Annotated in this window: 10 protein-coding genes and 1 pseudogene; 3 read left to right on the forward strand and 8 right to left on the reverse strand. The window is 63.1% G+C overall.

Features of this window, described 5'->3' with window-relative positions; all coding sequences use genetic code 11:
• Window positions 1–229 precede the first annotated feature (229 nt).
• Window positions 230–1,141, forward strand: a complete 912-nt coding sequence (locus IVB29_RS04605; RefSeq protein WP_247502193.1) for a LysR family transcriptional regulator — start codon at window positions 230–232, stop codon at window positions 1,139–1,141.
• Here the strand turns inward: IVB29_RS04605 and iaaH are convergent.
• Both iaaH and IVB29_RS04620 read right to left on the reverse strand, forming a co-directional pair.
• Window positions 1,136–2,560: pseudogene (gene iaaH / locus IVB29_RS38520) on the reverse strand (indoleacetamide hydrolase). The gene IVB29_RS04605 and the pseudogene iaaH sit on opposite strands and share 6 nt — an antisense overlap.
• Before the next feature lie 76 nt (window positions 2,561–2,636).
• Window positions 2,637–6,086, reverse strand: a complete 3,450-nt coding sequence (locus IVB29_RS04620; RefSeq protein ID WP_247502196.1) for an indolepyruvate ferredoxin oxidoreductase family protein — start codon at window positions 6,084–6,086, stop codon at window positions 2,637–2,639.
• Between the two features lie 154 nt (window positions 6,087–6,240).
• Here IVB29_RS04620 and IVB29_RS04625 point away from each other — a divergent pair, with 154 nt between their 5' ends.
• Complete coding sequence (locus tag IVB29_RS04625) at window positions 6,241–6,696, forward strand: Lrp/AsnC family transcriptional regulator (RefSeq protein WP_247502197.1); 456 nt, start codon at window positions 6,241–6,243, stop codon at window positions 6,694–6,696.
• An 88-nt stretch (window positions 6,697–6,784) separates the two neighbouring features.
• Here IVB29_RS04625 and IVB29_RS04630 read toward each other — a convergent pair whose 3' ends face one another.
• Genes IVB29_RS04630 through IVB29_RS04640 form a run of 3 tightly spaced genes read right to left on the reverse strand, consistent with a single transcriptional unit; the run spans window position 6,785 to window position 8,599 of the window.
• Window positions 6,785–7,624, reverse strand: a complete 840-nt coding sequence (locus IVB29_RS04630; protein ID WP_247502198.1) for an MFS transporter — start codon at window positions 7,622–7,624, stop codon at window positions 6,785–6,787.
• Window positions 7,621–8,154, reverse strand: a complete 534-nt coding sequence (locus IVB29_RS04635; protein WP_247502199.1) for a hypothetical protein — start codon at window positions 8,152–8,154, stop codon at window positions 7,621–7,623. The genes IVB29_RS04630 and IVB29_RS04635 overlap by 4 nt, the downstream gene beginning before the upstream one ends.
• A gap of 46 nt (window positions 8,155–8,200) precedes the next feature.
• Window positions 8,201–8,599 carry a hypothetical protein gene (locus IVB29_RS04640; RefSeq protein ID WP_247502200.1) on the reverse strand — a complete coding sequence of 133 codons (399 nt, stop codon included), beginning with the start codon at window positions 8,597–8,599 and terminating at the stop codon, window positions 8,201–8,203.
• Between the two features lie 87 nt (window positions 8,600–8,686).
• On the opposite strand from IVB29_RS04640, the gene IVB29_RS04645 reads away from it, so the two are divergent.
• Entirely contained in the window at window positions 8,687–9,601 is a 915-nt protein-coding gene (locus IVB29_RS04645) for a LysR family transcriptional regulator (RefSeq protein WP_247502201.1), read from the forward strand.
• A 4-nt stretch (window positions 9,602–9,605) separates the two neighbouring features.
• Here the strand turns inward: IVB29_RS04645 and IVB29_RS04650 are convergent, their stop codons facing one another.
• The 3 genes from IVB29_RS04650 to IVB29_RS04660 are packed head-to-tail and all read right to left on the reverse strand — an operon-like array spanning window position 9,606 to window position 12,846.
• Entirely contained in the window at window positions 9,606–10,391 is a 786-nt protein-coding gene (locus IVB29_RS04650) for a fumarylacetoacetate hydrolase family protein (RefSeq protein WP_247502202.1), read from the reverse strand.
• A gap of 15 nt (window positions 10,392–10,406) precedes the next feature.
• The gene (locus tag IVB29_RS04655) at window positions 10,407–11,774 is read right to left on the reverse strand and encodes an LLM class flavin-dependent oxidoreductase (RefSeq protein ID WP_247502203.1); all 1,368 of its coding nucleotides are present in this window, start codon (window positions 11,772–11,774) and stop codon (window positions 10,407–10,409) included.
• A gap of 19 nt (window positions 11,775–11,793) precedes the next feature.
• Window positions 11,794–12,846: an Ldh family oxidoreductase gene (locus IVB29_RS04660; protein WP_247502204.1), complete on the reverse strand. Its 1,053-nt coding sequence runs from the start codon at window positions 12,844–12,846 to the stop codon at window positions 11,794–11,796.
• Between the last annotated feature and the right edge of the window lie 128 nt (window positions 12,847–12,974).

Below are 12,974 nucleotides of genomic sequence, written 5' to 3' on the forward strand. Positions count from 1 at the left end.
GAAGGATTATCCATCAGGGGTGGATAGTCGGAGGCATCGCCTGCATTTATGATGGTCTACGGGACCGGACCGGCGACTGCCCCAGAGCGATTGCCGCGTCTGTCGAGCGATTGCTGCTAACGCATGCGTTCTGCTCCATGCGCGGCGGTGAGCGACTGTGTGGATGATCTGATGGATAATCGGGGTGAATTCCTTGCGATTATCGATCGAAAGCGGATAACCAGGCAGCATGGACCGATTGACCAGCCTCGAAGTGTTCAGCCGGGTGGTCGAGACCGGTGGCTTCTCCGCCGCAGCCCGCAAGCTCAACATGTCGACCACCATGGTGAGCAATCACGTTCAGGCGCTGGAGGACCGGCTCGGGGTGAGGCTGCTTCAGCGCACCACGCGCAAGGTCAACCTCACCGAGATCGGCAAGGCCTATTACGACCGCTGCATCCAGATCCTCGCCGATATCGAGCAGGCCGACGACATCGCCAGCGAATTGCAGTCGGTGCCCCGCGGCACGTTGCGGGTCCACGTCGCCACGCACATGGTGCCGTTCGTCGCGCCGGTGGCGGCGAAACTGCTGTCGACCTATCCGGAGCTCAGGATCGATCTGCGCATGGGCGAAGCCGAAATCGACCTCATCGAGGAAGGTTATGACATTGCCCTGCGCATGACCTCGCCGCCGGATTCGAGCCTGATCGTCCGTAGCCTTGCCACTTGGCGTCACGTGCTGTGCTGCTCGCACGACTATCTCGAAAGGCATGGCCGCGTGCAGAAGCTCGATGAGCTCACCGCGCACAATTGCGGGCGCCATTTGAATTATCCGTTCGGCGACGATTGGCACTTCTTCGATCGCAAGGGCAAGCCGGCATCGGTACGGATCTCCGGCAGCTTCATCACCAACAGCGGCGAGGCCTTGCGCAAGGTCGCTCTGGAAGGGGCTGCGGTCTGCCTGATGGCCGGATTTCTGATCCGTGACGATCTCGAGGCCGGTCGGCTGGTGCGTCTTTTGCCCGAATACCGGCCGGTGGAGATGTCGATGAACGCGGTCTATCCGCACAAACATCATCTGTCGGCGAAGGTGAGGACCTTCATCGACATGCTCGTGCATCACAGCGCTGAGCAGCAGAAGTTGATCAATCCGTATTCATGAGCGGCGCGGCGGCGGCAATCGCCCGAACACGCCGTCGAGCGCCATTCCGATCGCAAGCAGCCGGCGGTCGCTTCCGGCAGGGCCGTCCAGCTCGAGGCCTACAGGCAATTTGCTTGTGGCGCCGAGTGCAATCGGAATCTGGATGCCTGGAATGCCGGCATTGCTGCCGGGATCGGTGTTCTGGATGAACAGGCCGAAATTTTCGAAGCTGCTGGATTCCGGGTTGGAGGCAATCGCGACGCGCGGCGTGGTCGGAAAGGCAACGGCATCAAGCCGGTTGTCGGCGAAAGTCTTGCTGTACAGCGCCTGAAGCGCGGGCCGTGCGGTCTTGATCGCGGCATCATAGATCGGCTTGGCGTCGACCAGCGTGCCATCGGGGGCGGGCAGTTTGCGCGGGATCACCAGGCCATCATAGGTGCCTTTCACGTCGGCGCTGGAGATGTCCTGCGCCAGCGCTTCGATGCTGAGGCCGGTGCCGGTATGCGCGAGATAGGCGATCAGGTCGTCATAAGCCTCCTACAGTGCGACGGGAAAGCTGACCTGACCGTTGAGCTCGGCCAGCTGCGGCATCTCGATCTCGACGACCGTGACGCCTTGCGCCTTCACGTTTGCGATCGCCGCGCGAAACGCAGCTTCTGTATCGGCATCGAGATTGGTCAGCATCGTTTTGACGAGACCGATCCGCACCTGTTTCAGATCGGCCGGCGCAATGGCGTCGCCACCTGCGATGACGCGGTCGAGCAGCGCGACATCCGGCATGGTTACGGCCATTGGGCCTGCGGTGTCGCGGGTGTGCGAGATCGGCGCGATGCCGTCTTGCGGATAGCGTCCGACGGTCGGGCGCAGCGAGGCGCATCCGTTCAGCGCGGCCGGCACCCGGACCGATCCGCCGGTGTCGGTACCGAGCCCGCCCGCCACGATCCGGGCGCCGATCGCGGCGCCCGTCCCGGATGAGGAGCCGCCCGCGATCAGGGCGCGGTCATAGGCATTGCGGACACCGAATTCGGCGCCGGTCTTGAATGCGGTGTTGTAGCCGGAGATGCCGAAGGCGAGCTCATGCATGCTGGTCTTGCCGATGATCACCGCGCCTGCGGCTCGCAGTTTTGCGGCAACCGGCGCGTCGGCCTTTGGGATATAATCCTTCAGTGCAGGCGTACCGGCGCTGCACGGCAGTCCCGCGACTTCGATATTGTCCTTGATCACGATGGGCACGCCGCCGAGCGGTTTTGTCTTGTCGCCCGACGCGTCGAATGCGGCCGCAGCCTTCAGGGCGCCGGCTTCGTCCAGGGTGACGAAGGCGTTGAGATCGGCATTGGCTTTGGCGCGGGCAAGAGCTTCCGTCGTGAGTGCCGTGCTCGTGATTTTTCCTGCGCGGAGGTCGGCCGTGGCCTGGCTCAGGGTCAACTGGTCGAGATCCATGATGCGTCGCCTGATTGCGGAGGCGCCAACAGGGCGCCACTTAAGGTCCGGAGGGTGAGGCCTCACTGGCGCCGCGTCAACGGAGGGCGTGCATCTTTTGCGTTTCCGATGTCGTCAAATTCGTAAGGACCCGCTCGACCTCCGGCTTCACCTTGGCGATTGCGGTGTCCTTTACTGGTCCGTAGCCGCGAATCTCCATCGGCGCTTTTGCGACGGCAACGAGGTCGGGTAGGTGCGCTGCATCGAGCTGGCCGAGGATGCGTTCGATCAGGTCTTCATACCAAGCGATCAGTTCCCGCTCGGTGCGCCGTTCCGCAGTGTAGCCGAACGGATCGAACGGTGTTCCGCGCAAGCCCTTAAATCGCGCGAGCATGGCGAGCGGCATCTGGATCCATTGGCCGAAGGCGCGCTTGCGTGGCCGGCCGCGCGCATCGCGTTCGGACGGCAGGAACGGCGGGGCGAGATGGTACTCGATACTGAAGCCGTCCTCGAATTCGCGCTTCAGTTCGTCGAGGAATCCGGTCTGCATGTGTAGGCGTGCGACCTCATACTCGTCCTTGTACGCCATCAGCTTGAACAGGGAGCGAGCGACCGCTTCGGTCAGGGCCTCGCTGCTGAGCGGGGCCTCCGTGCGGCGGACTTTCTCGATTACCGACCGATAGTGCGCCGCATAGGCGTCGTTCTGATAGGCGGACAGGAATTCGGCGCGGCGGGCGATGAGCTGGTCGAGCGATTCGGTTTTTGGCGCCTCGTCCGTCTTCGGTAGAAAGTCCGGATCGGCCGCAGCAATCCGGCCCCAGGCAAAGGCCTGCTTGTTGCGATCGACGGCGACGCCGTTCAGCTCGATCGCGCGCAGCAGCGATTGCAGCGTAACAGGCACCAGTCCGCGCTGCCAGGCGAAGCCGAGCATGATGATGTTGGCATAGACGGCATCGCCGAGCAGCCGCTCGGCGAGCGCGTTGGCGTTGATGGTGTCGAGATTGTCGTCGCCGATGACCTGTCGGATCGCGCGCAGGCGGGCGGGCGAGGCGAGGTCGGCGTCACGGAAGCGGACGACGTCGCCGGTCGGCATCTCCGCGGTGTTGACCGTAGCGCGCGTGCCTCTTCGGTAGGTGCCGGACGCCTTCGGCGAGGAACTGACGACGAGATCGCAGCCGATCAGCGCGTCGGCCGCACCCTGGTCGATACGGACCTGATGCAATGCGTCGGGTGACCCGGCGAGGCGAATGAAGCTCAGCACAGGACCAAACTTCTGCGCAAAGCCTGTAAAATCGAGTACCGAGACGCCGCGGCGCTCCAGATGCGCAGCCATCCCGATCAGCGCGCCGACCGTGATCACGCCGGTGCCGCCGACGCCGGTCACCAGCAGGTCATAAGGGCGGTCGAGCGTGACCGGTGCGGGCAGGGGAAGTGTGGCGGCGCGGCCGACTGCATCGATTTGGCTCGCGCTCTTCTTTCGCCGTGTCGCACCCTCGACGGTAACAAAACTCGGGCAAAAACCGTTGAGGCAGGAAAAGTCCTTATTGCAGGACGACAGGTTGATCTGGCGCTTGCGGCCGAATGGCGTTTCCTTCGGCTCCACGCTGAGGCAGTTGGATTCGACCGAGCAATCGCCGCAGCCTTCGCAGACGAGGTCGTTGATGTAGGCAAAGCGCTTGGGATCGGCCATCTGGCCGCGCTTGCGCCGGCGCCGCTTCTCGGTGGCGCAGGTCTGCTGATAGATCAGCACCGAGACGCCGGAGATTTCACGCAGCTCGCGCTGCACGGCGTCCATCTCCTCGCGGGGATGGATGCTCACGCCATCAGGCAGGTCTGACGGTAAGAACTGCGCGGGATCGTCCGATACCAGCGCGATGCGCGTCACACCCTCGGCGCGGACGCTGTGCACGATGGCATGCACGCTGATGGGGCCGTCGACCGGCTGACCGCCGGTCATCGCCACCGCATCGTTGAACAGGATCTTGTAGGTGATGTTGGCCCTGGCGGCGATGGCCTGCCGGATCGCCATCGAGCCGGAGTGATAATAGGTGCCCTCGCCGAGGTTCTGGAAGATGTGCTTGTTGCCGGTGAATCTCGACGAGGCCGCCCAGTTCACGCCCTCGCCGCCCATCTGGATCAGCGAGGAGGTCTCGCGGTCCATCCAGCTCGCCATGAAGTGACAGCCGATGCCTGCCAGCGCCTTCGATCCCTCCGGCACTTTCGTCGATGTGTTGTGTGGGCATCCCGAGCAGAAATAGGGTGTGCGCGTCGCGCCAGCTACGTTGATGGTGCGCTCAGCCTCCGGCATCAGGGCGGCTGCGCGTGCGGCGAGATCGAGCCATGGAAACAGCGGATCGAGCCGGCGCGCCAGCACGGATGCCAGCGCACGCGGCGACAATTCGCCGATCCATGAAATCAACCGCGCGCCGGTTTCGTCATGCTTACCGACCATGCGCTCGGGTTTGCTGCCGGGATAGTCGTAAAAATATTCCTTGAACTGGCTCTCAATGATGCCGCGCTTCTCCTCGACCACCAAAATCTCGCGCTTGCCCTTCACGAAATCCATGGCGTCATGCAGCGCCAGCGGCCACACCATCCCGACCTTGTAGACGTCGATGCCGATGCGACGGCAGGCCGCTTCATCGAGGCCCATCAGCCGCAGCGCTTCCATCAGATCGAGATGCGCCTTGCCCGTGGTGACGATGCCGTAAGTGGCGCCCGGAATGTCGTAGATGTGGCGGTCGATCGGGTTGGCCTTTGCGAACGCGTAGACCGCGTGCTTCTTCGCCTCCAGCCGCTCCTCGATCTGTGGCCCCGGCAGGTCGGGCCAGCGATAGTGCAGTCCATCAGGCGGCGGCGTGAAGTCGGGCGTGCGGAAGGCGCGAGGTGCGCGCAGCGCGACGGAGGCGCCCGACTCCACGATCTCCGAGATCGCCTTGAAGCCGACCCACATGCCGGAGAAGCGGCTCAGCGCGTAGCCATATTCGCCGAACGCCAGATATTCGCCGACATCGGCCGGGTGCAGCGTCGGCATGAACCAGCTCATGAAGGCGACGTCGGACTGGTGCGGCATCGAGGATGACACGCAGCCATGGTCGTCGCCGGCGACCACCAGCACGCCGCCATGCGGCGAGGAGCCGTAGGCATTGCCGTGCTTGAGCGCATCGCCGGAGCGATCGATGCCGGGCCCCTTGCCGTACCAGAGGCCGAACACGCCATCGACCTCGCGATCGCTTTGCGTCTCGACCTGCTGCGAGCCGAGCACCGCTGTTGCCGCAAGGTCTTCGTTCACCGCGGGGAGGAATTCGATGCGGTCTTGCTTGAGCCGTTCCTGGATACGCCACAGCTCGAGATCGATACCGCCGAGCGGCGAGCCGCGATAGCCGGAGATGAAGCCGGCGGTGTTGAGGCCGTGCGCACGGTCGCGCCTGATCTGGTCGAGCGCGATGCGGACGATGGCCTGCGTGCCCGTGAGAAAGACACGGCCCTCCTCGCGATCGTAGCGGTCGGAGAGTTCGTAAGCATCGAGTGACGGAATGGCGTCCATGGCGGACCTCGCGCGGCGTCTCTGCCGAATAGCGGAAGGTTATGCCTGCGAGGCTGGTAGGTCTTACCTAATTGCCCGAAACGGAGCCAAAACCAGGTAGAGTTTTGCATTATAGGCCGCAATTCGGTAGATTTGATCGGATTGAGAGGCTTCCATGATCGAAGAGCAGGACACGCGGATTCTCGTCCACCTCCAGAAGGACGGGCGCGCCACCAACCAGCAGCTGGCCGACGAAGTCGGCATGTCCACCTCGGCCTGCTGGCGCCGGGTGCGCGCGCTGGAGGAGAACGGCGTCATCCAGGGCTATGCGGCGCTGGTCGCGCGAGAGCAGGCAGGTTTTACGATGTCGGCCATCCTCCACGTCTCGCTTGAGCGGCATGACGCGAAATTCGTCGAGGAGTTCGTGGCGAGGGTGACCACTCGACGCGAGGTGCTGGAGTGTTTTGCGACCACGGGCGACGCGGACTATCATTTGCGTGTCGTCGTGCAGGACATGGCGGCCTACAACCGATTCCTCGACGAGTTCATGTTCCGGATTCCCGGTATCCGCTATGTCCGCAGCAACGTGGTGCTGAAGGAGATCAAGGCAGGCGTGGCACTGCCGTTCTGAGGATGCTTCAATCGCGCTCGTTATTGCGAGAGGGCTAACGACGAAGCAATCCAAGATTCTGCGTGCGTCCGCGAGACGCAGCCATGGTTCATACCGTCTCCGCCCGGCTGCGCCGGAATAGTTGGCGCAGCGACAGCGCGTGCAACAGGATCGAGCTTGGCACGACAAAGGCGGGCGTCAGCACATTTGGAAAGGTGTCTACGGCCATGCTCGGGCCGTTCGGAACGATCAGCTGGAAGGGGCCGGGCGACATGACCATCCCCAAGGCGATCGCGATGGCGAAATCCGCGAGGCCGAAGATGTTCCAAAGGATCGCCCCCTTCCGCCCTTCAGTCGTTCCGGTTGCGAGCGCAATTGCCGCCGGTACGGCGAAAAGGCCGGTCAGCACATCGCCGGTTCCTGCCGGCAGCGCCCATAGGCCGGGCAGCTCCCCTCGCAGCCAGAAAGCGAGCCATTGGCTGCCAAAGACGCGATAAACCTGGAGGGCAATGAGCCACGTCGGCGGCATTGCATCGAGCAATAGTCCCACCCGCTTCGACAACAGCAGCACCGGAGCAGCGACGATCACCGGCAGCAGCATCGCGGCGGGAAGCAGCGGCAAGGCAGAGACGCCCGTGCGGAACGCGCCGTTGATGGCCGCCGTCCAGGCGACGGCGGCCCAAAGCGTGAAAGGGACCATGAGAGCCAGCCAGGTCGCTTGGCGTTGTCCTGGCGTTAACGCGGTTCTTTCGAGGCCGAGCCACAAGCCAAGCGCAATCAGCCCATAGGCAATCAGTCGAACGGCAAGCGCAGGCAGGCCGCTCTCCGGAAGCGCGGGCAGCGCATAAATCAACCAGGTCCAAGGCGCCGTGAATGCAACGGCCCATGTCAGACCGAGCCACGCGGGACGCGGCGTAACGACGGCAGTGGAAACAGCATCGGTGTTCATCGGCGTTCCTCGGCTGGGCCGGCTCCCGACAAGATCATGAAGACAAGGACGTGGGTGACGAGCAGCAGTGGCACGTAAAGCGCTGGAATATAGATGCCGGCGCCGAACAGGCCCGGATTCTGGATTTTCGTGATCCCCATGTAGTAGGCATTCAGCAGATCCAACGTGCCCCAGATGTTGAAGATCCAGACCAGGGGAATAGCGATCGACCAACGCCAGGAGAGCGCGGCCATTGACACGAGTGCGAGACTGGCAGCGATGAGATCGCCCCATCCGACCTGGTTGGCGAAATCCGCACTCAAATCTGGCGCGACGAAACCGGCGACCATGAAGTTCATGCCTAAAAACCTGAACGCATGGAAAGCTGCGAGAAGTCTCAGGGCGTCATGGCGCGCCATCGCGCGGATCGCCGGCCAAACATAGATGTAGGACACCACCGAGCTGGTCAGGAAGGCGCCGGCGACGCTGAGGACGAATGGAAGATTGAAGCTCGGTGGCACGTTCGGATGTCCTTGTGATGGTCCGTCCATCGGATGAGATCGAAGCCGGTCTACTCGGCTCGACGTCGACGCGCGCTCAGGGTTTCGTCATGAGCAGGCGGAGTGGCATAAGCGGACCGACTGCGATGTATTCGTGATCGATCAGGTCCTGCCTGGCGAGCGGCAGGCCGTCCATGATCGCGTGCCCTTCGGCGACATCCTTGGCATCCAGCAGGAAGACGGCTCCGCGCCCATCGGACCGCGAATACCATTCGCGAATCTTCCCATTGAGATAGAGCTGTACGGTCTGCCCGATTTCATCGGGCATGACGGTCATGATTTGTTCGCGTGTGATACCCGCCTTGACGGTCAGGATGACCATGACCCCGGTGGTCGGCGGTGTGATTTGTGCTTGGGCAAGGGCTGGATCGGCCATGGAAGTAGCGCCTGTCAGTGTGAGGGTGAGTGCCAGGATGACGTTGCGGATTGCCTTCATCGGTTCGTTTCTCCGGTGCGGCTCATTTGCAATTCGGATGTAAGGCCGCTTTCCGAGAGCGACTATTCGCGATAATGTTGACGGGCTATGAAGCAGAACTTCACAGTCCGGCACGGTGCGCTCGACGGCGTGGAGGCGTTTCTGAGTGTCGCCCAGCACCGCAGTTTCCGCCGGGCTGCGGCTGCACTCGGGGTGACGCCCTCGGCCATCAGTCAGGCGATACGGACGCTTGAGGTGCGCGTCGGCGCCGCGCTCTTTATCCGCACGACCCGCAGCGTCGGTCTGACTGAAGCCGGCGAAAGATTCTCTGCACGCGCAAGACCAGCCTTCGAAGAACTCGTCGCGGCAAGCGGGGCGGCGCGTGAGCTCGGACAGCGACCGGCGGGGCTCCTGCGTCTCACCGTACCGCGCTCGGTCGTGCCGATCCTGTTGGAGCCGCTGGTCGCCTCGTTCTGCCAGGCGTTTCCCGAGATCGAGGTGGAGCTTGCCGCAAGCGAGGAGATGGTCGACCTCGCAGCCGGAGGTTTTGATGCCGGCATCAGGATGGGCCAGTTTATCACCCCCGACATGATTGCGGTGCGGCTGACGAAGCCGCTGCCTCTCATCATCGTCGGCAGCCCGGCCTACCTCGCCCGCCGCGGTCGGCCCGAGCGGCCTGACGATCTGCGTGAGCACGCGTGCTTGCGATTGCGGCGATCGAATGGTGCGCTCGCGTCATGGTCGCTCAACGACAACGGCCGTTCGATGGAGATTGCCGTTTCGGGACCTTTCATCGCCTACGACTTTCCCACGATGCTGGGAGCCGCCGTCGAAGGTGTGGGCCTCGCGCAAGTGCCAGCGCCGCTGGCCACCGGCGCCATGGCGGCCGGAAAGCTCGTCCACGTGCTGGAGCCATTCGCACCGATGACGCCGGGTGTGTTCCTGTACTATCCCGGCCACCGACAAATCATGCCGAAGCTGCGGGCTTTTATCGACCATGTGAAGGGCCGCGCCGCAAGTTGATGTTCTACCGCCTCTCCCGCACAAACCTGTTCCGCAACGTCCCCACACCCGTGATGTCGATCTCCACGACATCGCCGTGCTTGATATCGGGCGAGGCACCATCAGTGCCCATCCAGATCACATCGCCGGGCCACAGTGTGAAATACTTCGTCAGCTCGACCAGGAACGGAATCACGCCAAAAATCATGTCGTTGGTGCGAAAGCGGTTGGTCTCCTTGCCGTTGACCCGGACAATCGTTTCCATCTTCGCAAGATCGGCCTCGGTCTCGATCCACGGGCCCATCGGCTTGAACGTGTCGGCATTCTTCGAGCGCCACAGGCTGCGGTCGGCCTTCTGCCAGCTGCGCTCGCTGACGTCGTTGCCGATGGTGTAGCCGAATACGCAATCCATCGCATTCCCTGCGGTGAGGTGCTTCACCTTCTTGCCGATGACGACAGCGAGCTCGCCCTCATAGTGGATCTTGTCCGTTGCAAAGGACGGGATCACGACATCCTCGTCATGCGCGATCAGCGCGTTCTGCGCGCGATAGCCGATCTCGGGGCGGTCAGGCACCGCCGGCACCTCGCCGCGCTTGTCGGCGGCTTCCTTGAGGTGCTTCAGATAGTTCAGCCCGACGCAATAGAAGGTGCGAGGGATCAGCGGCAACTCGATCTTGATCCCGCCAAGCGGATGCGTGCGCGAGGTACGCTGCCATTCTCCAAAAGGATCGCCGTCGACCGCGATCACCTGGTCGCCCTCGATGATCCCCCAGGATGTCTTGTCCGAGGCGGTAAATTTCAGCCAGCGCATGGTGTGTCCTCGTTCTTATTCTGCAGCGTCGCGCGGCTGCACCTTCCAGGCGCCGGCGGCTGGCCGTCTGAGCCCGAGATTTTCCCGCAATGTCTTGCCGCGATAGTCTTTCTGGAACAAGCCGCGTCGCTGCAATTCCGGTACGACGTGTTGGACGAAATCCGCGTAGGAGCCCGGCACATAGGTCGCGGCGATGACAAAGCCGTCGCAGCCGCGCTCGATGAACATCTCCTCTAACTTGTCCGCGATCTCCTTGGGGCCGCCGACCAAGGCGTCATGGACCTGGCCGCGGCCGGAAAATGTGACGAAGTCGCGCGCGCTCGGATTGCTCTTGCCTGATGTCTTGAGCACGCCGTCGCGGATGCCCAGAATGCCCTGCATGCTCTTCAGCTCGTCCGTGGTCAGCGGCTCGTCGAGATCCTTGGAGGCGAAATCGTAATTGAGCGCTTCGGCGAGCAGCGACAGCGCGTCGATCTCGAGCGGCAGCTTGTTGATCAGCGCCATCTTGTCCTCAGCCTCGGCTTTCGTGGCAGCGCAGACCGGCGTCGTCAGATTGCAGAGGAATATCTGATCGGGATCGCGGCCGGCTTTTGCGGCCTCGTTGCGTACGGAAGCATAACCCTCCTTGGCGGCGGCGAGATTGCGCGCGGCCGTGAAGATTACCTCGCCCCATCGGCCGGCAAAGCGCTGGCCGCGGCCCGATGCGCCGGCCTGGATGATCACGGGATGGCCCTGGTCCGAGCGCGGCACGGTGAACGGTCCGCGCGACTTGAAGGCAGATCCCTTGTGATCGAGTCGCTTCACCTTGGTCGGATCGGCGAAGCGGCCGCTCTTTTTGTCCATGATCAGCGCGCCGTCCTCCCAGGTGTCCCAATGGCCGAGCACGACTTCCATGAATTCGTCGGCCTTGTCGTAACGGGAATCATGTTCGGGATGGGAGTCGCGGCCCATGTTGAGGGCTTCGCCGTCGTTAAGCGAGGTGACGACGTTCCAGCCGGCGCGCCCGCCCGACATCAGATCGAGCGTAGCAAAGCGGCGCGCGAGATCGAAGGGCTCGTAGTAAGTGGTCGAGCAAGTGGAGCCAAGGCCGAGCTTGTCGGTGACCAGCCCCATCGTGGTCAGCACGATCAGCGGATCCATCTTCACGCAGCGGATGCCGTATTCGACGGTGTGGGCATGGTCGTTGCCGTAGCGGTCCGGCATCGCCAGGCGATCGTCGAAGAACGCCATGTGGAATTTTCCGGCTTCGAGGATCCTGGCGATCTCCTGATAGTAATCCGCCGACATCGAATCGTCGCGCGAGTCAGGATGCCGCCAGGAGCTCGGCAAGTTGGTGCAATTCTGCGCCTGCAGGAAGCCGACCAGTACCATCTGCCGATTCATGCTGTTCTCCAAAATTCTGTCAGGCCAGATCGAGGACGGTGTCGAGCCTGTATTCCCGCGCCAGCGTGCGCAGCTTCTCCCAGGTCGCATCCTCGATCTCGATGCCGTCGCGCAGGCGCTGCTGCTCGCGCACGCCCTCGATCTCGCCGGGATAGTAGACGCCCTTGCTGCCCTCGGACGGCGGCGTCGATTTGAGGTAATGCGCGAATTCGGTGACCTCGCGCTTGAACTCCTTCAACGGACGAAATGCCGCGACGTTGAATACCGCCATGAAGCATCCGTCATTGTGTCGCCCCGTGGGCTCGACCCCGAAGCCGAGACCGGTCAGCAGGCCGCACAGCACCTCGACCATGGCCGCAAGGCCGCTGCCCTTGTAGCCCTCGGTGCCGCCGAGCGGCAGCAGCGCGCCGCCCTTGCGGTATTGCGTGGGATCGGTGGTGTGCCGTCCCTCGGCGTCGATGATCCATCCCGTCGGAATTTCCTCGCCGCGGGCAACCGCGAGCTGGATTTTTCCGGCCGCAACCGCCGAGGTCGCCATGTCCAGATAGAACGGCGCCTCGAGATCGGATGGCACGGCGATCGAGATCGGGTTGGTGCCGAGCCGCGCTTCCTTGCCGCCGAAAGGTGCCACATGCTTCGGCGAGCGCCCGGAATCCGCCGTCGCGATCCCAATCATGCCTTCGCGCATCGCCATCAGCGGATAGGCGGCGAGGCGACCGACATGGCTTTGCCGGAACACGGTGCAGGCGGCGACGTTGGCCGTCTTCGCCTTCTCGATCGTCAGCGCCATCGCCTTGGCGTTGACGTGGAAGCCGAACCCCCAATGGCCGTCGATGACGGTCGTGGTCGGCGATTCCTGAACGATGGTCCATGTCGCGCCGGGAACGATGTGGCCGGCCTTGATGCGGTCGATATAGGTGGGGACCGCGATCACGCCGTGTGAATCATGGCCGGCGAGATTGGCGTTGACGCAGCCGACGGCAACCGCATCGGCCTCCTCGGGGGAAGCTCCCGCAGCCTGGAGCAGCGCGGCGCTGATGCGCGTGAGACGATCGGCCTTGACGATGGGCATGGCGTTTCCCCGGTCATCGCCCTTGTCAGGATACCTGGCGGGCGGTTGTTAGGTGCCATCGTCTCAAAGCGCGGGAGCGATATCAATCTCCCGTAAACCAATACAGGGCTGCAAATTCGTAAAGAGCG

Source organism: Bradyrhizobium sp. 1, from assembly GCF_023073315.1.
Taxonomy (GTDB): Bacteria; Pseudomonadota; Alphaproteobacteria; order Rhizobiales; family Xanthobacteraceae; genus Bradyrhizobium.

Bases quoted from the DNA above. Each gene is read 5' to 3' on its own strand.
- IVB29_RS04605 (WP_247502193.1), top strand. From the start codon at position 230: ATGGACCGATTGACCAGCCTCGAAGTGTTCAGCCGGGTGGTCGAGACC.
- IVB29_RS04620 (WP_247502196.1), bottom strand. From the start codon at position 6,086: ATGGACGCCATTCCGTCACTCGATGCTTACGAACTCTCCGACCGCTAC.
- IVB29_RS04625 (WP_247502197.1), top strand. From the start codon at position 6,241: ATGATCGAAGAGCAGGACACGCGGATTCTCGTCCACCTCCAGAAGGAC.
- IVB29_RS04630 (WP_247502198.1), bottom strand. From the start codon at position 7,624: ATGAACACCGATGCTGTTTCCACTGCCGTCGTTACGCCGCGTCCCGCG.
- IVB29_RS04635 (WP_247502199.1), bottom strand. From the start codon at position 8,154: ATGGACGGACCATCACAAGGACATCCGAACGTGCCACCGAGCTTCAAT.
- IVB29_RS04640 (WP_247502200.1), bottom strand. From the start codon at position 8,599: ATGAAGGCAATCCGCAACGTCATCCTGGCACTCACCCTCACACTGACA.
- IVB29_RS04645 (WP_247502201.1), top strand. From the start codon at position 8,687: ATGAAGCAGAACTTCACAGTCCGGCACGGTGCGCTCGACGGCGTGGAG.
- IVB29_RS04650 (WP_247502202.1), bottom strand. From the start codon at position 10,391: ATGCGCTGGCTGAAATTTACCGCCTCGGACAAGACATCCTGGGGGATC.
- IVB29_RS04655 (WP_247502203.1), bottom strand. From the start codon at position 11,774: ATGAATCGGCAGATGGTACTGGTCGGCTTCCTGCAGGCGCAGAATTGC.
- IVB29_RS04660 (WP_247502204.1), bottom strand. From the start codon at position 12,846: ATGCCCATCGTCAAGGCCGATCGTCTCACGCGCATCAGCGCCGCGCTG.